At 33.7% G+C, this 24,435-nt stretch carries 25 protein-coding genes and 1 tRNA gene; 3 read left to right on the top strand and 23 right to left on the bottom strand.

Annotated features, from left to right (window positions below; genetic code table 11):
* Positions 1 to 11 precede the first annotated feature (11 nt).
* The 5 genes from CBF30_RS01125 to rpoN form a co-directional block, all read right to left on the bottom strand.
* A complete protein-coding gene (locus CBF30_RS01125; protein WP_126821914.1) occupies positions 12 to 1,211 on the bottom strand; it encodes a phosphoglycerate kinase in 1,200 nt (399 codons plus the stop codon).
* A 96-nt stretch (positions 1,212 to 1,307) separates the two neighbouring features.
* On the bottom strand, positions 1,308 to 2,312 hold the full coding sequence (gene gap, locus CBF30_RS01120; RefSeq protein ID WP_126821912.1) for a type I glyceraldehyde-3-phosphate dehydrogenase: 1,005 nt from the start codon (positions 2,310 to 2,312) through the stop codon (positions 1,308 to 1,310).
* A gap of 41 nt (positions 2,313 to 2,353) precedes the next feature.
* On the bottom strand, positions 2,354 to 3,391 hold the full coding sequence (locus CBF30_RS01115) for a sugar-binding transcriptional regulator (protein ID WP_126821910.1): 1,038 nt from the start codon (positions 3,389 to 3,391) through the stop codon (positions 2,354 to 2,356).
* 241 nt (positions 3,392 to 3,632) lie between these two features.
* Positions 3,633 to 4,391, bottom strand: coding sequence for an enoyl-ACP reductase FabI (gene fabI, locus CBF30_RS01110; protein WP_126821908.1), 759 nt, complete (start codon positions 4,389 to 4,391; stop codon positions 3,633 to 3,635).
* Between the two features lie 18 nt (positions 4,392 to 4,409).
* Positions 4,410 to 5,750, bottom strand: coding sequence for an RNA polymerase factor sigma-54 (gene rpoN / locus CBF30_RS01105; RefSeq protein ID WP_126821906.1), 1,341 nt, complete (start codon positions 5,748 to 5,750; stop codon positions 4,410 to 4,412).
* 85 nt (positions 5,751 to 5,835) lie between these two features.
* Between rpoN and CBF30_RS01100 the strand changes: the two genes are divergently transcribed.
* Both CBF30_RS01100 and CBF30_RS01095 read left to right on the top strand, forming a co-directional pair.
* Positions 5,836 to 5,907: transfer RNA gene (locus CBF30_RS01100), tRNA-Arg, on the top strand.
* 211 nt (positions 5,908 to 6,118) lie between these two features.
* Positions 6,119 to 7,021 (top strand): magnesium transporter CorA family protein, encoded by a 903-nt coding sequence (locus CBF30_RS01095; protein ID WP_126821904.1) that lies wholly within the window; start codon positions 6,119 to 6,121, stop codon positions 7,019 to 7,021.
* 80 nt (positions 7,022 to 7,101) lie between these two features.
* Here CBF30_RS01095 and CBF30_RS01090 read toward each other — a convergent pair whose 3' ends face one another.
* From CBF30_RS01090 to CBF30_RS01015, 16 genes are all read right to left on the bottom strand, one after another.
* Positions 7,102 to 7,737: a DUF421 domain-containing protein gene (locus tag CBF30_RS01090; protein WP_126821902.1), complete on the bottom strand. Its 636-nt coding sequence runs from the start codon at positions 7,735 to 7,737 to the stop codon at positions 7,102 to 7,104.
* A gap of 15 nt (positions 7,738 to 7,752) precedes the next feature.
* Entirely contained in the window at positions 7,753 to 8,196 is a 444-nt protein-coding gene (locus CBF30_RS01085; protein WP_126821900.1) for a DUF3290 family protein, read from the bottom strand.
* Positions 8,197 to 8,354: 158 nt separating this feature from the next.
* On the bottom strand, positions 8,355 to 9,062 hold the full coding sequence (locus tag CBF30_RS01080; RefSeq protein ID WP_126821898.1) for a cell division site-positioning protein MapZ family protein: 708 nt from the start codon (positions 9,060 to 9,062) through the stop codon (positions 8,355 to 8,357).
* A gap of 466 nt (positions 9,063 to 9,528) precedes the next feature.
* Positions 9,529 to 10,950: a flippase gene (locus CBF30_RS01075; RefSeq protein WP_126821896.1), complete on the bottom strand. Its 1,422-nt coding sequence runs from the start codon at positions 10,948 to 10,950 to the stop codon at positions 9,529 to 9,531.
* A gap of 20 nt (positions 10,951 to 10,970) precedes the next feature.
* Entirely contained in the window at positions 10,971 to 12,086 is a 1,116-nt protein-coding gene (glf, locus tag CBF30_RS01070) for a UDP-galactopyranose mutase (protein WP_126821894.1), read from the bottom strand.
* Positions 12,079 to 13,197: a hypothetical protein gene (locus CBF30_RS01065; RefSeq protein ID WP_126821892.1), complete on the bottom strand. Its 1,119-nt coding sequence runs from the start codon at positions 13,195 to 13,197 to the stop codon at positions 12,079 to 12,081. The genes glf and CBF30_RS01065 overlap by 8 nt, the downstream gene beginning before the upstream one ends.
* Before the next feature lie 36 nt (positions 13,198 to 13,233).
* A complete protein-coding gene (locus CBF30_RS01060) occupies positions 13,234 to 14,223 on the bottom strand; it encodes a stealth family protein (protein ID WP_170168901.1) in 990 nt (329 codons plus the stop codon).
* 1 nt (position 14,224) lies between these two features.
* Positions 14,225 to 15,205: a glycosyltransferase family 2 protein gene (locus tag CBF30_RS01055; RefSeq protein WP_126821888.1), complete on the bottom strand. Its 981-nt coding sequence runs from the start codon at positions 15,203 to 15,205 to the stop codon at positions 14,225 to 14,227.
* Positions 15,202 to 16,152, bottom strand: coding sequence for a glycosyltransferase family 2 protein (locus CBF30_RS01050; RefSeq protein WP_170168900.1), 951 nt, complete (start codon positions 16,150 to 16,152; stop codon positions 15,202 to 15,204). Before CBF30_RS01050 ends, CBF30_RS01055 begins: the two co-directional genes overlap by 4 nt.
* A 1-nt stretch (position 16,153) precedes the next feature.
* Positions 16,154 to 16,963, bottom strand: coding sequence for a DUF4422 domain-containing protein (locus CBF30_RS01045; RefSeq protein WP_126821884.1), 810 nt, complete (start codon positions 16,961 to 16,963; stop codon positions 16,154 to 16,156).
* Positions 16,963 to 17,637 carry a sugar transferase gene (locus tag CBF30_RS01040; protein ID WP_245974985.1) on the bottom strand — a complete coding sequence of 225 codons (675 nt, stop codon included), beginning with the start codon at positions 17,635 to 17,637 and terminating at the stop codon, positions 16,963 to 16,965. Before CBF30_RS01040 ends, CBF30_RS01045 begins: the two co-directional genes overlap by 1 nt.
* A gap of 34 nt (positions 17,638 to 17,671) precedes the next feature.
* Entirely contained in the window at positions 17,672 to 18,439 is a 768-nt protein-coding gene (locus tag CBF30_RS01035; protein ID WP_126821879.1) for a tyrosine-protein phosphatase, read from the bottom strand.
* Between the two features lie 17 nt (positions 18,440 to 18,456).
* On the bottom strand, positions 18,457 to 19,161 hold the full coding sequence (locus CBF30_RS01030; protein WP_126821877.1) for a CpsD/CapB family tyrosine-protein kinase: 705 nt from the start codon (positions 19,159 to 19,161) through the stop codon (positions 18,457 to 18,459).
* 16 nt (positions 19,162 to 19,177) lie between these two features.
* Positions 19,178 to 19,984, bottom strand: a complete 807-nt coding sequence (locus CBF30_RS01025) for a YveK family protein (protein WP_126821876.1) — start codon at positions 19,982 to 19,984, stop codon at positions 19,178 to 19,180.
* 288 nt (positions 19,985 to 20,272) lie between these two features.
* A complete protein-coding gene (locus tag CBF30_RS01020) occupies positions 20,273 to 21,154 on the bottom strand; it encodes an SPFH domain-containing protein (RefSeq protein WP_245974984.1) in 882 nt (293 codons plus the stop codon).
* 52 nt (positions 21,155 to 21,206) lie between these two features.
* Positions 21,207 to 21,419: a hypothetical protein gene (locus tag CBF30_RS01015; RefSeq protein ID WP_126823714.1), complete on the bottom strand. Its 213-nt coding sequence runs from the start codon at positions 21,417 to 21,419 to the stop codon at positions 21,207 to 21,209.
* Positions 21,420 to 21,896: 477 nt separating this feature from the next.
* Between CBF30_RS01015 and CBF30_RS01010 the strand changes: the two genes are divergently transcribed.
* Positions 21,897 to 22,247, top strand: a complete 351-nt coding sequence (locus tag CBF30_RS01010; protein ID WP_126821872.1) for a hypothetical protein — start codon at positions 21,897 to 21,899, stop codon at positions 22,245 to 22,247.
* Between the two features lie 151 nt (positions 22,248 to 22,398).
* Here the strand turns inward: CBF30_RS01010 and CBF30_RS01005 are convergent, their stop codons facing one another.
* Both CBF30_RS01005 and CBF30_RS01000 read right to left on the bottom strand, forming a co-directional pair.
* Positions 22,399 to 23,616 (bottom strand): pyridoxal phosphate-dependent aminotransferase, encoded by a 1,218-nt coding sequence (locus tag CBF30_RS01005; protein ID WP_126821869.1) that lies wholly within the window; start codon positions 23,614 to 23,616, stop codon positions 22,399 to 22,401.
* A gap of 162 nt (positions 23,617 to 23,778) precedes the next feature.
* A complete protein-coding gene (locus CBF30_RS01000) occupies positions 23,779 to 24,435 on the bottom strand; it encodes an ABC transporter permease (RefSeq protein ID WP_126821867.1) in 657 nt (218 codons plus the stop codon).

Raw genomic sequence — 24,435 nt, 5'->3', positions numbered from 1 at the left:
CCTCGCAAGTTTTATTTATCTGTTAAAGCTGCAAGACCTGGTAATTCTTTTCCTTCAAGAAGTTCTAGGGACGCACCGCCACCAGTAGAAATCCAAGAGAATTTGTCTGCACGGCCTAAGTTGATTGCAGCAGCTGCTGAATCTCCTCCACCGATAATTGAAGTTGCCCCATCTTGAGCTGCAATAGCATCCATTACAGCGATTGTACCTTTAGCAAAATCTTCGTTTTCAAACACACCCATTGGTCCGTTCCAAACAACTGTTTTGGCTCCATCGATTACTGATTCGAATAATTCAATAGACTTAGGTCCAATGTCAAGACCAAGGAAACCTTTATCCACTGCTTCGCCATCTGTTGCTTTTACTTCTGAATAGCCAGCAAAAGCATTTGCTTCGATTGAATCAACTGGCAATACTAATTTATCTCCAGCTTTTTCAATTAATGATTTAGCCAAATCAACTTTGTCTAATTCAACTAAAGAATCCCCAATTTCAATTCCTTTAGCAGCGTAGAACGTATAAGTCATTCCACCACCAACAATTACTTTGTCAGCTTTTTCTAATAAGTTTTCAATCACACCAATTTTATCTGATACTTTTGATCCACCAAGAATCGCAACAAATGGACGAACTGGTTTTTCAACAGCTTCTTTGATAAATTTGATTTCGTTTTCCATTAAGAAACCAGCAGCTGCTTTTGAAACGTTTGAAGAAATCCCAACGTTTGAAGCATGTGCGCGGTGAGCAGTACCAAAAGCGTCATTGACAAAAATGTCATCGCCTAAAGATGCCCAATATTTTCCTAATTCAGAATCATTTTTGGATTCTTTTTTGCCATCAACGTCTTCAAAACGCGTGTTTTCAACTAATAAAACATCTCCGTCATTTAATCCATTGATTGCTTCTTCTAGTTTAGGTCCACGAGTTACACCCGGAACAAAAGTGACTTCTTTACCTAATTTTTTAGATAAGTCAGCAGCCACTGGTGCTAAAGATTTATCCGCTTTGTCCGCTTCTTCTTTTACACGGCCTAAATGAGAGAAAAGAACAGCTTTTCCACCATTTTCAGTGATGTATTTAATTGTTGGCAAAGCAGCAGTGATACGATTATCATTTGTAATCACGCCATCTTTAAGTGGAACATTAAAATCTACACGAACTAAAACTTTTTTCCCTTTTAATTCAAGGTCTTTTACAGTTAATTTTGCCATTTCAGTGCAACTTCCTTTCAAGGATATTATTTTCAAAAAAAAGCGAGGAAGCGACGCGCTTCCCCGCTTTCGATACAGTCACATTAAATTTAGGGATTAACCTAATTTAGCAAAGTATTCTAAAGTACGAACTAATTGTGAAGTGTAAGACATTTCATTGTCATACCAAGATACAGTTTTAACTAATTGTTTGTCACCAACAGTCATTACTTTAGTTTGAGTAGCATCAAATAATGATCCGTAAGTAATTCCTACGATATCAGAAGAAACGATTTCGTCTTCAGTATATCCGTAAGATTCGTTAGCAGCAGCTTTCATAGCAGCGTTAACTTCTTCAACAGTAACTTTTTTGTCAAGAACAGTAACTAATTCAGTTAATGATCCAGTTGGAACAGGAACACGTTGAGCAGCTCCGTCTAATTTTCCGTTTAATTCAGGAATTACTAAACCGATTGCTTTAGCAGCACCAGTTGAGTTAGGAGTAATGTTTGCAGCAGCAGCGCGTGCACGACGGAAGTCACCTTTAGGATGAGGTCCATCTAAAGTCATTTGGTCTCCAGTGTAAGCATGGATAGTTGTCATTAATCCTTCAACAACACCAAATTTGTCATTTAAAGTTTTAGCCATAGGTGCTAAACAGTTAGTAGTACATGAAGCACCTGAGATAACTGTTTCTTTACCTGTTAAGATATCATGGTTAGTGTTGTAAACAACTGTTGGTACGTCGTTTCCGCCTGGTGCAGAGATAACAACACGTTTAGCTCCACCTTTAAGATGTTTTTCAGCGCCTTCTTTAGAAGTGAAGAAACCAGTACATTCAAGAACGATTTCTACTCCAAGGTCTCCCCATGGTAATTCTTCTGGATTACGGTTAGCAAGAACTTTAACTTCTTTACCGTTAACTTTGAAAAATCCATCATGAACTTCAACTTCACCGTTGAAACGTCCTTGAGTTGTATCATATTTTAATAAGTGTGCTAACATTTTAGCATCTGTTAAGTCATTGATTGCAACAACTTCGATTCCTTCTAATTCTTGGATACGACGGAAAGCTAAGCGTCCGATACGTCCAAATCCATTAATACCTACTTTAACTGTCATTCTAGATTTCCTCCTTTAGAAAATCAAAAAATTTATTTATTTTAAAGGGTTACCCCTTTTAAAATCTGGTCTGTTGCTCCTTCATCTGTGATTAACCACGTCTGAGTTGGGGCATTTTTCATGTAAGAATGAATTGCCTTCGCTTTAGATTTTCCACCAGCAATCGCAAAAATGCAAGCGATATGCTTTAAATCTTCCAACTGCAACCCAATTCTTGGGATTTTGTAGACAACTTCGCCGTTTTCATCAAAAAAGTAACCGAAAGATTCGGCAACGGCTTTTCGTTGTTTGAGCATTGCAAGCTGTTCGGGCGTCATCCCTCTTCTTGCAGCCATATGTAAAGCTCGTCCAATACTGTGAATCACACAGTTGGCTTCTTGGATTAAGTCAAGGACCTGTTGCACAGATGGCTCTTGTAGTAAAGACTTATATGTTTCTGAGCTAACCTGCTCTGGTACATATAACGCCCTGTACGATCCACCCGACTTCATCGCCATCATGGCACTGATAGAATTTGATTGAATGCTGACCGACTCACCAATCCCGCCTCGAGCAGGCACAAAGATATTGTGTCTATTCGGTTTCTCAAGATTTGATAAATGTTCGGCAACCGAGGCCATTGTCGTTCCTCCCATGACCGCCACAATATTTTCTCCCTGTGGCAATACTTCAAGGAGTGCTTTTGTAAGCTCTGTACCAAAATTTTCTAGCACTTTGCTTTCTTGGTCACTATCACCTGCAACGACAATACATCGTTCAACGTTGAAATACTCAGCTAATTTTTTTTCCTTTAGCTGTGTTCCCATCAATTCTTCCATTACCTCTTCTAATTGGTCAAAAACTTCTTTTCCTTTTGGTGTCAAAGTCATGCCGCTCTTAGAAGTTTCAATCAACTGTAAGTTTTTCAAAAAGTCCGTTTCAGTCCTTAAAACACGTTCTGTAACGTTCATCTTAGTTGCGAGCGTTCTTCTTCCAACAGGAGACATCCAGTAGATGTTTCTTAAAATTAAGAATCTACTTTGTAATGTCATCATGACATCTGGCGCAAGTACGCGAATCATTTCTAGTTCCTTCTGCATGATATTACTCCTTTTATTGGACGAAATACGTCCAACGAAGACTTAAAGCGACCCATAGACTTCAAAAAAATAATTGAAAACAATAAATTCGTCTATTTCAAAACTATTTTTTGTCATCAACCTTACAAAAACATTCTAACAGCTTTCTATTTTTTTTTCAACTGATTTCTATCCAAAAAAAGAAGTGTTCGAAAGTTTCCTATCGAACACTTCTTTTATCTAGTCTTTTGAAAGCATGTGATTAAGATAAATGCGTTCCTTTGTCTACATAAATCACATCACCAGTAAGTCCTGTTGAAAGATCACTCATCAAGAAAGCAACAGCTTTTCCAACTTCCTCTGTTGTCACTTGCTTTCCTGAAGGGGTGCGTTCAATCGCTTCATCCAAAAGATTTCTAAATCCTTTAATACCTGAAGAGGCTAACGTTTTGATTGCACCAGCTGAGACTGCGTTCACACGAATATCTTGTTTGGCAAGGTCTACAGCTAAGTAACGAACAGCAGATTCAAGAGAAGCTTTTGCTAGCCCCATAACATTGTAGTTATTGACAGCTCTGGAAGAACCTACGTAGGTCATAGTACTAATGCTCCCACCTTCATTCATGATTTTACGTGCCTCACGACATACTGCAATGAATGAAAAAGCACTGACATCTTGCGCAATCCCGTATCCTTCACGAGAAGCTTCTGTTAGTTCCCCTTCTAATTCTTCTTTTCTAGCAAATGCAATAGAGTGAACAACCCCATCAATGTTGCCAACTTTTTCGTGAATCTCATTAAAAGCTTGTTCGATTTCTGCATCACTTGATACATCACACTGAACCGTAATGTCTTCTTCAGTGATTAATTTGTCTAATTGTTTTTTCACACGATCATTTTGATAGGTATAGACAATCGTTGCCCCACAGTTTTGTAACGCAAGTGCACAGCCCCAAGCAATACTTGCCTTATTTACAACGCCCATTAACACAATTTTTTTCCCTTTTAGTAATGTATTCATTTTCCTACCTACGCTTTCTTATTCTTTAGTATCGTACCTTTTTCTTTTTGTAGAACCCGCAATGCCCAACGCTTCACGGTATTTTGCAATCGTTCTACGCGAAACTTGGATTGACTCAGCATTTAATAAGTCAACCAATTTTTGATCAGACAGTGGTTTTGCTTTGTTCTCATTTTGAATCAGTACTTGAATTTTTTTCTTAACCGTATCCGAAGAAACAAATTCTTCTGTTTTTTGATTGACTAATCCACTTTGAAAAAATGAACGCAGTTCAAAAATTCCAAAAGGCGTTTGCATGTACTTTCCATTCACAGCACGACTGACACTCGATTCATGTAGCTGTAGCGTACTAGCGATTTGCTTTAGTGTTAGTGGAAAAAGAGGGCGGCTTTCTTCTAAAAAGAAGGGACCTTGTCTTTTAACAATCTCTTTGGCTACCCGTAAAATGGTATCCCCTCTTTGCACTAAACTTTTTTGAATCCAATCAAATTCCGCCTTTTTTTCGTCCATATACTTTTGCACTTCTTGATCTTCTACTTGCTTCATTTTATCAAAATATGTCTGTTGAAATGAAATAGAAGGGGCACCTTTTTTGGTAGATTGAACCAAAATAGTTTGATCTGAAATAGTAATCAAAATATCTGGATAAATATAGGTATCATACTGTGGTGTCCCGTATATTACTCCGGGAAAAGGCGTTAGAGTTTGAACAAAGTCAAAAATAGTTTGAACTCCGCCTAATGATATCTCGTATTTTTTGGAAATAACCGCCCATTTTTTTTGTGCAAAGTTTTCAAATTCTTCTTCAAGTATGATATACGCCAAATTCGGCGCAGTATCATCACGCTCAATCTGGAGCAATAAACATTCTTGTAAATTTCTCGCTCCTACACCTGCTGGATCTAATTGTTGCAAAAGCGTCAATGCATCCAGTAATTCTAGATAGGTTGCTCCTGTCTTTTCCATCGCCTCTTCTAAAGAAATTTTTAAGTAGCCGTTTACATCTATATACTCTGTCAAAAATAATATTAAAGACCGCAAGTAAGTCTCTCTATAATTAAGGTGAATTTGACTGATAAGATGCTCAAATAATGAAGGCTCTTGTTGTGAAAAATGATTAATATAATTGCTTTTATCTTCCGAAGAGGAATAATTTGGAGTAAAACTTTCCCCAACATAGTCTGCACTCACCACGACATCTAATAAGGGATTTTCTAGAGATTTTGTCTCTAAAAAAGAATACAACTCTTCATGATTATATTGGAGAATTTGAATAGACTGCTGTAGTTGCTGAGTAAGTACAAATTTTTGCTCTTGCTTTTGAAGCTGCTTAGCTTGAAACGTTTGTTCAAAGCGCATGTTCATTCCTCACTTTATTAAAATAAACAAAAAGAATTTCTCCTTGATATTTTGGCTAAAATTCGATACACTAGTACTCGTATCTGCATCCTTAGTGTAATGGATATCACGTAAGATTCCGGTTCTTGAGATAGGGGTTCGATTCCCTTAGGATGCATAATAGCAGTTTTTTAGCAATCAAAGACAGTTTTTCATCGCCTCTTTTAAAACTAGCTAAGAAAAATTCCTTGAACATATTATATACTATAATTTCCAATCCACCAACTTTTTTTAGCTTCCTAACATGAAGCTTTTTTATTTTCAGTTGAATTGTGAATGATTTTAATCCACTAATCTGATGCAAAAACGTTATACAAGGAGGAGCTTCATTGATAAAAAAAACAAGCAAAGATACCCTTAACTGGATTGAAGTATGCGACCCAGATTCTAGTGAAATCCATACTTTGAAGCAACAATACAAATTAAACAGTGAAATGATTAGTTATTCAATCGATAAAAATGAACGTGCACGTGTTGAGTATGATGCTGCCGAACACAAGCTTATTATTATCTATAATGCAGTGGTCCAAAGACAAATCAACGAACATTACGAAACCGAACCGATTACATTTATCGTAGATAAAACATCCATTATTTCATTTTATTCTAACCATACCCAGTATCTTAGCCAGCTCATTAAGACTGTCGTAAATGACGAAAAAAATACAACCGTATACGGCTTATTATTTGATATTTTATTCAAACTCTCTGATGAATATTTCCCGTTAATTGAAGAAGTCAATCGTCAACGAATCCAACTAACAAAAATGCTCCGCGAAAAAACGACGAATACCAATTTGCTAAAGCTTTCTGATTTAGAGCTAGGTCTCGTCTACTTTTTATCTGCAACTAAGGGCAACACAGTTCTTTTAGAGCAATTAAAACTTCTAACTGTAGCTAGAAATCTTCCAGAAGAAGAAAAAGAACGTTTAGATGACGTGATTGTAGAAACCAAACAAGCAGTTGAAATGACACATATTGCTTCAGAAATATTAGAAAAACTTTCTGGAACATACAATAATTTGTTGAATAATAATCTTAACAATAACATGAAATTTTTGACAGTTTGGACATTAATTTTAACTGTTCCAACAATTGTTACAGGATTTTTTGGTATGAATGTCCCGCTCCCTTTTACTCATGAACCATTAGGCTGGGGGATTGCTCTTTTAATCAGTATTTTCTTTTCACTGTGGATTGCGATTGCTCTTTGGATTCGAAAAATCATGTAAAAAAAGGTTGAACCAAAAATGCGATACATTTTTGGCTCAACCTTTTTTGACTGACTATTTATTCCTGATCTTGCTTCTATTTAGTCCTCTTCATATAAGTAAACGATAATTTTTCCATTGACGTATTCGCCCACATAGACGGAGCTGAGTTCAACATTTTGTTCATTCAATTGCTCTTGAAGCCAATCTTCGTCCTTACCAACAGCATCTAGCACATCTTCACTCATTTGGCCATTTGTAATAATAGGAAATTTAATTGATTCTTCTCCGTACTGAATGACAGATATTTGACCATTTTGTTCTTGAATGGCTTTTTTTACTTTTTTAATTTCATACACCCCAGCAGAACGTAGTTTGAACATCAAATCATTGGCTGATATCCCTATTTGCATACATTCATTCACTAAGATCTGGCCATTTTGAACCAAAACAATTGGTTTACCATCAATAAATTCTTTGATATAACGGTTGTGATCTTTTAGATATTTCAAAACCAAAACCAGTAATGTCCAAATCACCAATACTAAGAAAAATTGAAAAACTGTGATACTTTCGTTGTAAATCACGCCGCCAATAATTCCCCCTAGAACATAATTTTGAACTTGGTCCATCGCGGAAGTAGGAGCTAAATTTCCCTTTCCCATCAAATTAATTTGAATGATTAAACAAAGAATTCCTAAAGCTAATTTTATCGCCACATCTGTATAAGAGCCCATGTTATTTTTCCCCCATTAATTTTTCGTATTGATTTGATCATTGATGATATAGGCTTCTTCTAAATTATATGAAGAATAATCCGTATTAAAATTGACTTGATAGTAACGCTCTCCAATTTTTATAACCATCTGATCCGTTAAATTCGTTGAATTAATTGCGATATTTTTTTTGTTGACTTCCAAATTTTTACTGGCCGAATCGATAAATACTAGCATCTTGGAATTATTGTCTTTATTGACACGCCCCAACTTATAATCATTTAATTGAATACCTGCCAACAATATAATACTTAGCAATAATATAAAAGTTAAATCACGGTACTTAGTTTTCACGCGATTACGAAAATTTTTCATGACCACAAAAAATAATGCCAACAATAAAATTAAAATAATACCATATTTTAAATACACATTACTTTGTGCTTGATTTTGAAAATACTGGTAGGTGTAAAAAGTCATTCTTTTGCGCTTCCTCTCTTGCTTACGTAAATTTTTATAATAAATATGCAAATAAAATTATGTAGTTAGTATAACACAAATAAGCCTTTTTCAAAAAAGACTTATTTGTATTCTATTACATTTCGCCATTTTTGATAAATAGTTTCTGTCCTACAGAATTATTTTTCGTAACTAACACCCATACTATCCATTGCTTTTTGAACTATTTTTATTTTTTCTTGCAAACTTTTTTTCTCTTCTCCATCAGAAAGTAGCGCAACTGCATTTTTTGCTTTTAAATATTCATCCATCGTAAATCCTTGAACAACCGAGTCATTTTGAACGATAGCAGCAACCGCCGATTGTGCTACTTCAATTGTAGCTGTGTCAGGTTTTTTTTTCGTGACTTGGCTAAAAGCCACGTCCAACGCTTTAAGCAAGAGCTTGTTCCATTCATCTTGACTTTCGCTATTTAACAGCTCGTTTTTAAGTTGGGCAACGTTATTCTCATTTACATTATTTTTTATTTTTGCTTGGCTGTTTAACTTTTCACCCACCACTATAGGAACATCAAATAGTTGATTTAAGCGATTTTGTAAGTTCAGCTTTTTGGCAGCAGTCACTACCAATTTTTTTTGATTTAAATCCGACGTATGCTTCATTTCCTTTTGTAGCGTACGAATACTTTCTTTTTTTACATTTTCTGCTAAAAAAAGATGCTTCCTTGAGGTAAACAATTGTTCTAGTTTCTTATTGAAGTCTAGACTTCTATGAGTATCCACAACCTCATTTTTTTTAACTTTTTGGTTAAAACCTATCCACCCTATACTGGTCGTTAAAAGGGCAAAAATAATAGAAAATAAAAGCACTAAATTTTTTTTACTCACGCTTAGAACTCCCTTATCATAGATTTATTTGCTCAAACCAACTTTTGCAAGCTACTATAAAAACTAAGCTGCCTTTGTCAAATATGCTCCCTATTTATTCGAAGCGGTTATTATCTACGTTTACTTTGGATTTATATCAATTAATATGTGCACTTTTTTGCGACTATGGGACTTTCTTTCAACATTTTTCTTGCCCTTATCGCCATGAGAAACTTGCTATCACTCATACTTTTTATTAAAAGTAGCATTTCCTATGTAGACCTCGTGTACATCTGTATCAAACTTTCATCACTTCTTTGTAGTCACACTTGCGCTTCTTGCCTATTAGTAAATTGTAGGGAGTGTAGCTAGCGCAAACCAATTATCCCCCTACACTAATTACTACTGATTGACCATCAAAAAATCCAAAAATTTTTGCTCTTTTTATTTATCCGTTGAGTGCTATTTTTCCAAATTCCTCCCTACTTTACTTTTTTTTGTATACTTTTTCTTTGATCAAATTTATTACTGGGACTTTAAAAATAATGGATAGAAAAAAATAGACACTCATCCCCAAAGTCGCTTGAACAACCGTTGTCTTCGGAGAAGGAACTTTCAGGGTAAAACCTACCACAATAGTAATTGCTCCCATTACAAATGCCATAAAACCATATAAAGATACGTGCTTGATTAGTTCTGTTTTTCTAATACTATTTTTAGCGTGATAAAGCATAATACTTGCCACAATCATTTCTGATAACACTGTTGAAACTGCTGCTCCGTTTGCTTTAAAAAGAGGAATGAATAAGAAATTAGAAAGGAGATTAAGCCCCGCTCCTGCAATTACTGCCATTGTATATTTTTTTATTTGATTCATTGGCAATAGTATTTGGTTACCTAAAATCGTTCCCCATGCTATAAATAAAATTACAGGAGCGATTATTTGCAAAATTAAAACAACGGGGTTGAACCCTTCACCAAAAAACCAAGGGACAAACCATGGTGCACACGTGATAATCCCAACCATAATTGGAATAGACATATACGTTGCAATATCTAGTGTTACGTTTAAATACTGATCAATCAAACGTAACTTATTTTGGGTATAGAGTGAAGATATTCTGGGCAGCATCACCAATCCAATTGTCGAAATCAGGGCAGTGATAATTTTAATCACTTTATCCGAGCTATCAAAATAGCCTACTTCAGTGGTATTAGTTAAAAAACCAAGTATCACTTTGTTTATGACCACATAGATTTTAATAGCTAGCTGTGGAATAAACATTGTCATTGCCCCTATAAAAACAGTTGCTATCATTTTTTTATTAATTTTTGTAAAGACAATTTCTTTTTTTATATCTACCCATAAAATAATTTGCCCGATTAGCTGACTAAGTGAGAGTACCCAGATATACTTGCCTAAATCATTTTTGTTTTTGACAAAAATAAAAATAGAAACAAAACCCAAAATTTTAACCACAGAATTCTTAAATACAGATTTCTTAAAATTCTCTATTCCAATATAAAACCAAGAAATATCAAATGCACTAGATATCAAATATACAATCTGAATGTACAAGTAGTACTTGTATCTAGGTAAAGCAAAATTTGCAAAAGCAATCATTGCTACTACAGAAAATAGTGTGCTAAAAAGAGTTAAGTAAACGATGCTCCAAAAATTCTCACTTTTCTCTTTCAAATTTTCTTTAGTATATGCAATTTGTCTTGTTCCATAGCTATTTATTCCTAAATTCGCTAACAACATAAAATTTTGCATAATTGCAAATGTATAAGAGTATACGCCTACTCCCCCAACTCCTAAAACCCTAGAAATATAAGGCACTGATAATAAGGGCATTAAAACAAGCATCACTTGATAACTCAGATTGTAAAAAAAATTTTTAATCATAGCTTATCTCCATTTCTTTGCTATCTCCTCCCACCTAATTCTTCTTGAACCAGCTTTAAAGCGGCGTGGATTACTTGATGCATATCATAATAAGTATACTGCCCCAATCTTCCACCAAAAATAACTTGTTCTTGCTGGTCAGCTAGCTTTTTATATTTCTTATAAAGATGATTATTTTCACTATTGTTCACTGGATAATAGGGCTCATCTCCTCTTTTCCAGGCTTTGGGATATTCTTTGGTAATGACCGTATCCTTTTGAGTGCCAAATTCAAAGTGTTTATGCTCAATAATTCTAGTAAAAGGGGTTTCTTTATCTGTGTAGTTCACGACAGCATTCCCTTGATAGTTTTCTACATTTTTCATCTGTTCGGTTTCAAAGATTAAACTACGATATTCCAATGCTCCATACTGATAATCAAAATATTGATCAATCATTCCCGTATAAATAATCTTTTTAGATTCCTCATGGTAGTGTTCTTTTTTCTCAAAGAAATCTACATTGGTATCGACTTGAATATTCTCATGAGATAGCATTTTTTCGATAATTTGAGTATATCCTCCGATTGGAATTCCTTGATAACGATCTTTAAAATAATTATTATCATACGTATAACGAACAGGTAGGCGTCGAATGATAAAAGAAGGCAACTCATTTGCAGGGATTCCCCACTGTTTTTCTGTATATTCTTTTATTAACTTTAGATAAATATCGGTGCCAACAAGCGCAATAGCTTGCTCTTCTAAATTTTTAGGACTTTTCCCTTTTAAAATAGAGCGCTGTTCGGCTATCTTTTTTCGTGCTGTCTGTGGTGTCACTACTCCCCAAAGCTGATTGAACGTATTCATATTAAAAGGTAAATTATAAATTTCACCATGAAAATTAGCAATTGGGCTATTTGTATAACGATTAAACTCAGCAAATTGATTAACATAGTCCCAAATCTCTTGATTGTCTGTATGAAATATATGCGCTCCATACCGATGAACTTGTATCCCCGCTATAGATTCTGTATAGATATTGCCCCCGATATGCTTCCTTTTTTCAATGACCTTCACTTTTTTATGTTTTTTGGCCGCTTCGTATGCGAAAACTGCACCAAATAATCCTGATCCTACAATCAAATAATCATTCATATAGCACACCTTTTTTCTTTGTTTTTGTCATTAGATAAACTAAAAATACGTTTGTTCCGATATCAAAAATTTTATTTTCCATTAATCCATAGATAAGTAGCGACATCATAATACATAACATCTTTATATCGTCATTTTTTATAGCTTTTTGAATACTCTTTTTATAGAGCACAAAATACCCAGCTAAAATCAAAATCCCGTTATTTATCAAGGTTGATACATAGGCATTATCAATATAAATTGATTGAAATCCGTATAAATTATTTAAGCTAGTTAGCAAATATTTTGTATCTTGCCCAATAATGCTAAATCCATAGTAATTGTAGGCTAAACTGGATAAATAAATCCTTTTTGAAAGAAATATATCTAACCGAAAAAAAATATTGTTAGGATGATAATACTTCACAGCTATCATACTCAAAAGAGAGCAAATCAAAAATAAACTGTAATATTTTCTTGGCCTCCATTTTCTTTTCTCTCTAATAACAAGAACGGAATAGAAAAAACAAAAGACTACCATCGAAACCAATACACTTCTAGAACCCGAGAAAAAATAAATAAAGAGATAACAGCTGATTAGCTGAATGTAACTAAGCCTTCTTCCGTAAAAATAGAAAATTTCAAAAAAAAACATCATAATAAACAATCCTAATATATTGGTGTGTCTAAAGCCTAACGAATTATTTATCAAATTTCCAAATCTCTGAGTATAACTACTTTCGATTAGTCCCAAAAAAGCAGCTCCACCAATTATGATAAGACATAGCGCTTTAATTATTAAATCTAGCTTTATCATCCTCTTAAAGTCTACTTGTACAGAAGATAGGATAAACAAAATGGTTACTAGTAAAAACCAGCTAGAATTTACATAGGTTGAATATGAAACAATCCCAATTATTATTATTTTCATAATGATTGCTTTTAATTTTTGTTTGTGACAAAAAGGTAATATTAATAACGGAATCATAACGAGTATTGCAATCAGCTTATATATCAATTGACTTATAGGAAATGAACTAAAATTGCTCATGCTACAAATATAAAAAGTGCTCATGTACATATAAAAACAGCAATAATAACAAAGTTCACCTACCTTAAACCTTTTTTTCATTTGCTTCTCCATTCTTCCAGTAGTAATAAACTGTTTTTAAATCTCAAAATGCGATTTTTGAGATACTTTTTCAACAAGAATGTCATGCAATTCTTGTTTTTTCTCATCGAAAGCAGTAATTTTTTCACTATCATTGATACAAATTAATTTTGACTTTTCTAATAGTAATTCTTTTTTTATTCCTTCAATGTCGTCCAATTCAAAATAGCTACCAAAATTCCTGCTTTGAGGAACAAAATTCCCTGTGCATAAATTAAAATATCGAATCAACCAATGATTTATGTCTCTTTCTGTTCTAAATCTGTTTCTAGAAGTTAAATCACATCTTGAAAATTCCTTTTTCCATAAGTCAGTAAAATTAGATTTTAAGTGTGGTTGACACACATGTGGAGCAAAAAAACCATTGAACTTAGGATAGGGCAATAATGATAGGGTTCGAATTAAATTTTTCCCGTATTTAATTGTAAAAAACTTATTGAGATTTGCTTTCAACACTCGTTTCTTATCAAAATATTTATTAATTATTTCTATATTATTAACCTCAATATGAGAAATTGCCTTTTCTTCTGGTACTATTGGACTCAATATACCAAAGTCTTTAGGCACACCATTTAAGAAAAAATCTTCTGGCACTACTGATTTATTAAGGAACACGTCATCATTAAAAAGTACAAATTTTTCTGATAGAGTGTCTATTTTATCTAAATTTAGTTCTATAACATTTGAATTAAAGGTAGGCAAGTACTTTTTGGGGATATAATCTTGATGGTCTACACAAATGATCTGTTTCTGACTCGTATCCAGCCATTTTGGAACTTGATTATCGGTTATGAGATACACTTTATTAACCCAAGGAGCATGTTTCTCAACTAGCCTAAACCAAAATTTTAAGGTGTCATAGTCCCGAAAGCGTATCTCTGAATTCATCTGCTCATTTTCTGGTAAATATTGTTTCCTTTTGTTTTGCCATTCTTTATCCAATCCATCAACCCAAGTAACAACAAAATCTATTGTTTCATTAATCAACTTACACACCTTTTTTCTTTTTATAAATAACTGCATATCTTTTCGGAAAACCTTTCATTAAGAGAAAACCTAATTTGTATTTTATGGGAATAGATGAAAAAAATACTTGGCGTATCTTGATTGCACGGATTTGCTCTCTTATACCCAAATGTGCGTTATCAACATCACAGTTTACAATACTTCGATTCAAATAAAAAATAACAAGCCTTATTTTCAGTGAAAAAAGAATCTCCGTCAGCTCTTTTTCTTCCAGAACTCCAAGTCTTTCTAGCTTACTTTCTATTAATTCAAAATATCGATCACAAATTTCTTTTAAATTAATTTCATGTGTATGAGTAGTGCTCCCACTTCTTTTAACTAAAAAATAGAGAGGTTCTTCTATAAAATAGATATCTGTCACTTCAATATGCAGTAAATAGCTTAAAACAAATAAAGAATCTTCAAAATAATTGTCTAGTTCAAAGGTTAGATTATGGCAATCAATTATTTTTTTTTCAAATAATTTGTTCCATAATCCCACATCCATTTCTTTATTTTTCGTAAGATAAGTTGCTATTAAATTTTTTTGATTGTTAGCTTTTTTTAGGTTCGAGCAAGTCTCAATTTGAAGAACCTTCCCCGCTTCATTAATTTTAGAGATGCCTGTTATAATCAGTGATTTATTTGTAGCGAATAACTTTTCAAACATCGTTTTCGCCATTCTATCATCTGAATCAAGAAATAAGATTTTCTCTCCTTTAGCAACACTTAGTCCCTTATTGCGCGCAACAGCTTGTTTTTGATTTTTTTGCCAAATATAAATAATCTCTTTTTTCTCTTTCATTAGTTCAAAAACCAATTTTTTACTGTCATCTGTCGATCCATCATCCACGATAACAATTTCAAATTTGGGTAAATAAGTTTGATTGTAGATGTCATTTATCATATTGGAAATCCAACATTCTGCATTGTACATTGGAATAATTATACTCAGTTTTATCATTCTTTCACTCTATTGTTCACTCTTATAGCATATTTCAATAAGTTGAACTTATATAACAAATATTTTATTTTTAACCTTGTAGTTATTAGTGGATTTGTTAACACTTGTTTTCTAGGCATTCTATCATTAATTTCCTTGTCAACTTCTTGATCTCCAAGACAGAGCTGATTTAGACGATATGCTTTTAAAAGATAAAGTAAATTATACTTAATTAAAAGAGCGTCATATTTTTTATTAGACTTTACTACCTCATTCACCATAACTAAGGCTTTTATCCTATCTAATAAATTTTTCCGATTGAATGTTCTTACGGTTGAATTTGGATGCTGAATATATTTGTAAATTGGAACCGGATAGTAAGTAATTTTATTACTGCTCATTATTTGGTTGAATACAAACGGAATATCTTCAAATTTCATATCAAAAAAACAATTTTCTGCTAGTATTGCTTTTTTAAACATTTTATTCCAGCTGTACCCTCCTATAAAATCTCCTTCGTCTTCTAAAAATTTCATAACAAAATCTTGACAGTCTCCTAGTTTTTTATCCACTCTCACTTCTAACGATTGCCCATCTTTTGACAAAATTTCATAACCAAAAATTAACATATCAAAATCTGGAGATTGATTAATATTTTTTAGCATCGCATTATACAAGTGATGATCAATATAATCATCACTGTCAACAAATGTTATGAATTTCCCAGTTGCAACGTTTAACCCTTGATTTCGAGCCACAGCTTGTCCCGCATTTTCTTGGCAAAGAACTATTATTCTATTATCTAGTTTTTCGTATTTTTTTAAAATGTCTAATGTATCGTCTTTTGACCCATCATCGATACAGATCAACTCTAAATCTTGTTTGTTAAGCAACAATAAGCTGCTCAAACATTTTTCAATTGTACTTGACACATTATAACAAGGTATAATGATGCTTAATTTTCCCATTTTAGTCATATTTCACCAAGCTTTTTCTTTTTATTTTTCTCATCAAAAAATTTTTCCCTTTTAACACCCAATTTTCTTTTTCCATAAACGAGTAATTTTGTTCATAATAAGAAACTTGTTGATATTGAATCCAAACATCTAAGAGTCTTTCACTCAAAAAGCCAAACACTCTAGTTTGATAAGGATCATATCCCTCACAGTCAATACGATTTTCTACTTCAAATAGAATAGAAAATAGCCATTGGCAGTAAGCATCCAACTTTTCTTTTTTCATAATCATCAGATTAAACCTATGCCCACTTGTTTTTTTCATGACTTGATCAAAATCCGCTAGATACTCTGGATGTAGCTCTTCAATTACTGACCGTGTTGTATCTAAATCTTTAACATTATGTGCATGAGCATAGTGACTATAATTAGTTTCTATAAAATAGTGCCTTATTTTCGGTAAAATAACATCATATTGCTTGAACAATTTTAGGACTCGTTTCTCTGATAAAATATGCTCAAATTTGTTTTTTTTGCGCACCTTTCCTTCCGTGAAGTACCTTCGATAATGTACCAGCCCCATATAGTCAAGCTTTGAAAAATTACTATCTTGCCACATCGCGTATAAGGCGGTAAGTTCACAATAAGAGTCATTTTTTTTGGCAATGCTCCTATTTTCTAATGCATCATCCGTATAAAATTTATTGAAAGTTAGTTTTTGTTTATTTTTACCAACTGTTATTGGCATATATATTTTTTCAATAGGCATTGGGTAGTCTTTGTGTGTGACAACAAAAATGTAACCTTCTAGTTTCTTATCCATCAAAAAGCCCCTCTTTTTTGAAAAACATGATAAATCGTTACTAAAACAACCCAACTATCAAAGATCAAGCCTCTTTTAGAAAGATATGACAGCTCCAACTCGCATCTTTCCGGATAACCAACATTACTTCGTCCATTTACTTGCCATACTCCAGTAATTCCTGGCTTCATCTGTAGAAAAGTTTCCTTTAGTTCACCATATTCTTTCAATTCTTCTTCCACAATAGGTCTTGGACCAACAATGCTCATTTCACCTCTTAGGACGTTGATAAACTGGGGAATTTCATCCAAACTCGTTCTTCTAATAAATTTACCAAAATTTGTGATTCTTGGATCTTCGCTTGGTTCCAACTTATAGTTATTATCAATATACTTTTGATATAGTTCAGGATTGTTTTTCAGTTTTTCGTCTGCATGTTTTATCATAGAGCGAAATTTATAAATATAAAAATATTTCCCATCTTTTCCTATTCTTTTTTGTTTATATAATGGATGTCCTTTATTTTCACCGAGCATATATATCGGAAAAAAGAGCACAAATACACAAAAAAAAGTAATGACTCCGAAAGATGCAATGAAAATATCAAACAGGCGCTTACCAAGAAAATTTTCCGATACACTAGTTGCTTTACAGATCTCTATATTCCCAGAATATGACTCTTTTATTTTTCCCACTAGCCTAGACCTCCCATAGTTATTATTCCAGTTTCTATTTAAAATTACCAAATATGGTTTTATACGGTTCTGTATAGGGCAAAACCTTACATATATCTCCATTGACCATATCTTTAGCAGTTTGTTTAAATTTTTGAACTTTTTCACTTCCAAAGTCTTGCTCAATCTTTTCATATGCTTCTTTTAAAAAGAAAGGGCGTTTCGTTACTCCGTGCGCATCGCTAGCCACCATATGTACCAAGTTATGTTTCACCATTAATTGGGATATTTTTTGAACTTTTTTTCCAAAAAAACCTGTATAACTCGGAGCAGTTAGTTGGGATAAAGCACCCATGTCAAGAAAATGAGTGAGGTATTTTGGGTTTGATTGGAAAATAGCATTTCGTTCTGGATGAACAATAACTGGTGTTATCCCTTGAGTAAGTAAACTGGAAAAAATTTGTGCGGTATATTTAGGAACATCAATCGTTGGAAACTCAATTAATAGGTACTTATTTTTTATATCCACAAACAAAATATTATCTTGCTTAATTTCCGTCAATAGTTCTCCTGTAATTCTTACTTCCTGACCTTCATATAAAATTAGTGGAATCTTTTGATCATCTAATAGGCGCTGAAACTTGGCTACTCTGGAAATCACTGTATGTTTTGCATTATTGTATTTCCCATTATTGTGGTGTGGTGTACATAAAATATGGGTAATACCACTTGCTACTGCAGCTCTTGCCATATCAACAGCCTCTTGTTCCGTTTGCGCTCCATCATCTACTCCATACAAAATATGACAATGTAAATCAATCATACAATACTCCCTTCCTTTTAATTTTCTCCACCATAATAATAATATCCTTTATCTTTACTTCTAGATGCTCCATTATAGACAACTCCTAAGAAATCTGCCTTCACAATCTCTAATAAGTTTTTAGCTTTTTTCAATAATGCTTTATCCGTAACATTCTCTCGAACAACCAAAATAGTTCCATCGGCTTTCGCTGCCATGATTTGAGCATCAGTGACTGTAACAACTGGAGGCATATCGAAAAGAATGAGATCATATTTTTCTTTCATTTCAGCTATTATTCCATTCATTCGATTAGAATTCAAAATTTCAGATGGGTTTGCCGGCTTTGGACCACTTGTTAAAATATCTAAATTGGCTATGCTAGACAACTGTATCGCCTGCTCAATCGTAGCCCGATTTCCCAAGAGCGTACTTAATCCTGAATAATTGGGCAGAACAAAAGTTTTATCCACTGTCGGCTTTCTCAAATCAGCATCTACTAGGAGCACCTTAAAACCAGAGCTAGCAAATACAACTGCTAAATTAGCAGAAGTCGTTGACTTGCCTTCTCCTGGCCCAGAAGAGGTAATGACTAGTGTTTGCAACTCGTTATTTACCATAGAAAATTGAATATTTGTCCGGATACTTCGATATTGTTCCGATATGGGCGAAGTTTTATCTATCAATGTTATCAAACTAACTGCTCGATTATTTTCTTTTACTTTTCTATTCCTATTAAACATATATCAAAATCCCTCACTATACTCTGGTTCTGTTTCTACTTTTTACTTGCTCTTGTTCTGCACTATTGACTTTGTTTAATTGACTCATTTCTGATCTGCCACTATTACTTGTGACAGATTGTGCTTGAAGCTCTTTAGCTGCCATTTGTGGCACAGTACCTAATGTAGTTAAACCAAACGTTTCTTCAATATACTCACTGCTTTTAACTGTATGATCCAACATCTCCAGTATGATAGCGATTGTCAGCCCCAATAATAAACCTACCAAAAATCCAACTGCTAACATCAATTTTTTATTAGGAAAAATAGGATCTTTCATTACTTGGGCATTCGAAACAACACTCACTTTGTCAACATTTGTCAATACCTCTTTCACTTGATTTTGAAAAACAACCGCCATTGTATTGGCAATCTGTGCCGCATCCGAACTTTTTGTTGCTGTGGCGGTTATAGTAAACATTTGTGAATTTTGCTCCTGACTTACATGAATCATTTTCTTTAAATCCTCAGAAGTACCAGAAAACCCTATTGATTTTTCTAGTTCTTTTTGCGCTTTTTCGGTTACAATATTGCCTTTTTGAATGAAATCTTTGTATGTATTAATCATCATTAAATTTGCATTCACATCATTCAAATTGATGCTGTTCTGTGCCGTATTTGGCAATGTTACAATCAACTGAGTCGACGAACTAAACTTGGGTGTTAAAATAAAAAAGGTGAAAACGGCACTAATTCCTATTGAAATAAAAACAGAACTCAATATAATATTCCACCATTTTTTAAAAATAATTAAAATATCTTTTACATTCATATTTTCTTGCATTTCTTTCTCCTGTATATCTTTTAACGTTCTTTTAACGAAATTGACTTCTCATTTATTCTACCCTATGTAGCCTTAATTAATCAACTTTTTTATTGATATTTTTTTTATTTATTTTCATCCGTTTTAAAAAGCATCTTTTTAAGTACAAAATTATTCTTTTAAAATTTTATTTATATATTAGACTTTTAATCGTAAATTTTGTATTATTATCTATTGCTTAAATGAACGATAAAATTTCCCCCAAAAAAAAGACTGATTTGTAATTTTCATACATTTCAGCCTCGTTCTTTATTTTTTAGTTGTTTTCCATAATTCCTTTGCAATTGGAATATTGCCTAATTCCGTCATGTTACTTGGTAATATGACGGTATTCGTATCACTTTCAACAATCTTTTGGAACGCTTCAATGCCAAGATAAGCAATTGCTGCATCATCTAAGTTGCTTTCTTTAATCGCTTGATTAAGTTCCATAATCCGTTTTTTCTCAGCTTCTGTAATCACTCTGATTTTCTCAGCCTCAGCCTCGGCATCAATCCTAGTTCTTTCGGCTCTAGCTTCAGCATCTACCTTGGTTTGTTTAGCTCTGGCTTCGGCATCAATTTCCATCTCAGAGGCTTTAGCTTCGGACTCCAAAATAACAGACTGCTTTCTTCCTTCAGAAATCGTAATGGAAGATTGCTTGTCTCTGCTTGCAGTGATTAATTTATTCATTGAGTTGATAATTTCAGCAGAAACTTTAATTTCTCCAATATTAATGCGGTCAATTGAAAGACCATATCCCGCTGTAATATCCTTCACGCTTTGAAATAATGCAACATTAATCTCTTCTGTTCCATTAAGCACTTCATTAAGATCCATTTTCCCAATAATTCCACGCAAATTAGACTGGCAATCTTGAATCATTGATGTTACTGAATCCTCATTGTCATATACAAAAGCACGAACGTCTGTCACGTGATATTTGATTGCTTCATCAATTTCAACAATAACGTTATCTTTTGTAATGACACTTTGAGGTTGAATTTCAAGTGGCGTTTGTTTTAATGAAACTCTGCTACGGACATTATATAGAATCGGAACTAAAAAGTGTAAACCAGGTTCTAATGTTTTTACATATTTCCCAAAACTTTCAACCACTTTCACCTCACCTTGTTGAACAACAATAACCATTTTGGAAATAATCACTAAAATGAAGACAAGAACAATTACTAAAAAAATAATACTACCTATCAATACAATTCACATCGCTTTCCGTTAGTTCTGGATTTACTCGAACAAGTAAATCTCGATTCGTATAGCCTATAATTTCTAGCATAGTATTTTTATGTGCAATTCCCTCTGTTACTTTGTATGTATATGGAATTCCAAATACACGAATAAAGCCAAAAGAGTCATCAGATTTTGACCGAAAACATTTGCCCAACGCTTTTTCCATTTGATAATCCACCTGACTACAAGACCTCCTTCGTTTTTACTCTCTATACTTTATTTATATTTTATACGCTATTAAGTTCATTATAGGGTATTCAATAAAAAATCACAATAAACACTTTTTTAAGTCCTTAAAAATCATGAGTATCACGAACTTTATATAAAAGAGAACCCTATCCAAATTTGGATAGGGTTAGGGGTAATACTGTGAAAAAGCTTTATTAAGCTTTAGATTTATTAGACCTTATTTATCATTAAAAATCAATGAGATTTACCATTCTTAAGAAATTCCTAATATTTTTTTGATTTTTCTGACTATTTCGTGCAAGCTTCTATTCTAGCATTTTCCGTACTCTTTCTTTATTAGCGTTATTCTTTCTTGTTTTGCTTTGGGTACTTTGTTTATTTTACCTATTATTTATTTAATTCTCATTTTTTTTAATTTAACTAATGATAAAATAGAATAGTCAGGAGGTGTCGTATGAATAAAAAAATTTGCTTAGGTATCTTCGTTTCATGTCTGCTATTTTTAAGCGCTTGTTCCGCTCAAAAGAACTCCTTTTCTTGGTTGAATGGTGCTTGGCATTCCAATGATAACAAGACAACAGTTACGATAAAAAATCAGGGTCAAGCCCTACATATTTCTGGTTGGAATAAAACCAAAATCGTAGCAAAGTTTAAACGTAAAGAAAAAGACAAGAGCCTATTTCAAACGGATCAAGGTGTCAACTATTACATTACTAAAATTGACAAAACACATATCACTTTTTATCAAGAAGCACCCGCTGGAAGTTTAGGTCTAACTGCAACCATTGACCTGCATAAAAACTAAGAAAAGTCTAGGACCTAACATAAAAGTTATCTCCTAGACTTTTAGTGCCCAAATAATGGTGGAAAAAAAGCAAATCAGCCGAACTCCCCAAACGCTTATCTATTTTTCGGAATTAACCCCTTTTGTTCCAACCATGTCTTCGGCTTTTTCCTTATTTTTGCTTATACGTACTTAAAAATTTAGCCATTTTTTCCATTGTCATCTTTAAGTCATCCAATTTTGGTAAATAAACCAACCTGAAATGATCGGGTTCTTTCCAATTAAAACCTCCACCATGTACTAGTAAAATGTGATGTTCGTGTAAAAAATCTAAAACGAACTGTTCATCATCTTTTATGTTGAAGCGCTGGCTGTCAATTTTAGGAAAGATATAAAAGGCTGCTTTGGGTTTCACTGCACTAATCCCGGGAATTGAATTTAACGCTTGATAAACATATTCGCGCTGCTCATAAATTCGTCCCCCTGGTAATAATAGCTGATCTACACTTTGAACCCCTCCCAACGCGGTCTGAATAATTTGTTGTGATAAAACATTGGAGCACAATCTCATAGAAGCTAACATATTTAGGCCTTCTATATAACCTTTTGCATGTTTTTTTTCTCCGCTTAAAATCATCCAGCCACACCTAAATCCAGCAACTCGATGTGATTTTGATAGTCCACCAAACGTTACGACTAACAAATCAGGCGCAAGTGTTGCAATTGGAATGTGAGTTAGTCCATCCATAACTAAACGGTCATATATTTCATCTGAATAAACAATCAAGTTGTGTTCACGTGCAAGTCGTACAATATCTTTCAAAACTTCTTCTGGGTACAACGCACCAGTTGGGTTATTCGGATTGATAATCACAAGCGCTTTTGTACGTGGCGTAATTTTTTTGCGCATGTCTTCAATATCTGGATACCACTCTGCTTGCTCATCACAAATGTAATGTACCGGCGTACCACCAGCAAGTGAAACAGACGCGGTCCATAATGGGTAATCAGGCATTGGCACAAGTACTTCATCCCCGTTGTCAAGTAACCCTTGCATACTTAACGTAATCAGTTCACTCACACCATTTCCAGTAAAGATATCTTTTATTTCAACATTCGGAAAGTTCTTTAATTGACAATATTGTTGAATCGCCTTACGTGCTGAAAAAATTCCTCTTGAATCGGAATATCCTTCTGAATTGCGAACATTCATAATTAAATCACGGATGATTTCATTAGGGGCATCAAATCCAAATGTCGCTGGATTTCCTGTGTTTAATTTTAAAATATTGATTCCTTCTTCCGACATACGATCCGCTTCTTCTAAAACAGGACCTCGTACATCATAACTGACGCCTTCTAATTTTGTAGACTTTTCAAATTCTTTCATAACACCCGCTCCTTCATTTATGACAGACTTGTTTCTCATTTTAAATTACCTCAGACCATCAAAAAAAGCAATTTATTTAAAAAAATTTAACCAAAGATAAAAAAAATACATACTTGAAACCAACTCAACGAGTTTATTCCAAGTGTGTATCTTAAAAATTTTTTATTTTTTTGATGCTGGATCTAGTTTTCTCTCCACTATACCTAAAAGCCAATCTACCATAACTGCCATCAGTGCAGTAGGCAAAGCACCCACTAAAATAATGGCTGTCCCATTGGTAGCGTTGGTTCCCCTTATAATGATATCACCTAACCCGCCAGCCCCCACAAATGAGCCAATCGCGGCAATTCCAATTGCAATGACTAAAGCATTCCTAATTCCTGCCATCATCACCGAGACAGATAAGGGCAATTCAATCATGTATAAGCGTTGAAATTTAGTCATACCCATTCCTTTTCCTACATCTAACATCACATCATCTACTTGTCTCATTCCTGTATAAGTATTCGAAATAATGGGTAATAAAGAATAAAGGAATACTGTAACGATAACTGTATTTACGCCAAGACCCAATCCTAGCATTAAAATTGAAAGCATGGCCAAAGAGGGAACGGTTTGAATTACATTCGCAAACCCAATAATCCATTTTGCTAGCTTTTTCTTACGGGCAATCATGATACCCAAAGGAATACCAATGATGGATGCAAAGAGCACACCATAAAAAGAAATCAAGAAATGGCGAACAAATTGAGAAAATACGTAACTCCCATTTTGTTGGAAATAATAAATGAACTGTTGAAAAAGATTCATACCTTGCAC

It is taken from the genome of Vagococcus entomophilus (assembly GCF_003987595.1).
Lineage (GTDB): Bacteria > Bacillota > Bacilli > Lactobacillales > Vagococcaceae > Vagococcus_E > Vagococcus_E entomophilus.
Note: the sequence above shows the minus strand (reverse complement) of the source record. Positions and strands in the feature narration are given on the sequence as shown.

What these genes read in the sequence shown, in the direction of transcription:
- CBF30_RS01125 (WP_126821914.1), bottom strand. Translation starts at nt 1,211, where the DNA reads ATGGCAAAATTAACTGTAAAAGACCTTGAATTAAAAGGGAAAAAAGTT.
- gap (WP_126821912.1), bottom strand. Translation starts at nt 2,312, where the DNA reads ATGACAGTTAAAGTAGGTATTAATGGATTTGGACGTATCGGACGCTTA.
- CBF30_RS01115 (WP_126821910.1), bottom strand. Translation starts at nt 3,391, where the DNA reads ATGCAGAAGGAACTAGAAATGATTCGCGTACTTGCGCCAGATGTCATG.
- fabI (WP_126821908.1), bottom strand. Translation starts at nt 4,391, where the DNA reads ATGAATACATTACTAAAAGGGAAAAAAATTGTGTTAATGGGCGTTGTA.
- rpoN (WP_126821906.1), bottom strand. Translation starts at nt 5,750, where the DNA reads ATGCGCTTTGAACAAACGTTTCAAGCTAAGCAGCTTCAAAAGCAAGAG.
- CBF30_RS01090 (WP_126821902.1), bottom strand. Translation starts at nt 7,737, where the DNA reads ATGGGCTCTTATACAGATGTGGCGATAAAATTAGCTTTAGGAATTCTT.
- CBF30_RS01085 (WP_126821900.1), bottom strand. Translation starts at nt 8,196, where the DNA reads ATGACTTTTTACACCTACCAGTATTTTCAAAATCAAGCACAAAGTAAT.
- CBF30_RS01075 (WP_126821896.1), bottom strand. Translation starts at nt 10,950, where the DNA reads ATGATTAAAAATTTTTTTTACAATCTGAGTTATCAAGTGATGCTTGTT.
- glf (WP_126821894.1), bottom strand. Translation starts at nt 12,086, where the DNA reads ATGAATGATTATTTGATTGTAGGATCAGGATTATTTGGTGCAGTTTTC.
- CBF30_RS01065 (WP_126821892.1), bottom strand. Translation starts at nt 13,197, where the DNA reads ATGAAAAAAAGGTTTAAGGTAGGTGAACTTTGTTATTATTGCTGTTTT.
- CBF30_RS01055 (WP_126821888.1), bottom strand. Translation starts at nt 15,205, where the DNA reads ATGATAAAACTGAGTATAATTATTCCAATGTACAATGCAGAATGTTGG.
- CBF30_RS01050 (WP_170168900.1), bottom strand. Translation starts at nt 16,152, where the DNA reads ATGGGAAAATTAAGCATCATTATACCTTGTTATAATGTGTCAAGTACA.
- CBF30_RS01045 (WP_126821884.1), bottom strand. Translation starts at nt 16,963, where the DNA reads ATGGATAAGAAACTAGAAGGTTACATTTTTGTTGTCACACACAAAGAC.
- CBF30_RS01035 (WP_126821879.1), bottom strand. Translation starts at nt 18,439, where the DNA reads ATGATTGATTTACATTGTCATATTTTGTATGGAGTAGATGATGGAGCG.
- CBF30_RS01030 (WP_126821877.1), bottom strand. Translation starts at nt 19,161, where the DNA reads ATGTTTAATAGGAATAGAAAAGTAAAAGAAAATAATCGAGCAGTTAGT.
- CBF30_RS01025 (WP_126821876.1), bottom strand. Translation starts at nt 19,984, where the DNA reads ATGCAAGAAAATATGAATGTAAAAGATATTTTAATTATTTTTAAAAAA.
- CBF30_RS01020 (WP_245974984.1), bottom strand. Translation starts at nt 21,154, where the DNA reads ATGGTTATTGTTGTTCAACAAGGTGAGGTGAAAGTGGTTGAAAGTTTT.
- CBF30_RS01015 (WP_126823714.1), bottom strand. Translation starts at nt 21,419, where the DNA reads ATGGAAAAAGCGTTGGGCAAATGTTTTCGGTCAAAATCTGATGACTCT.
- CBF30_RS01010 (WP_126821872.1), top strand. Translation starts at nt 21,897, where the DNA reads ATGAATAAAAAAATTTGCTTAGGTATCTTCGTTTCATGTCTGCTATTT.
- CBF30_RS01005 (WP_126821869.1), bottom strand. Translation starts at nt 23,616, where the DNA reads ATGAAAGAATTTGAAAAGTCTACAAAATTAGAAGGCGTCAGTTATGAT.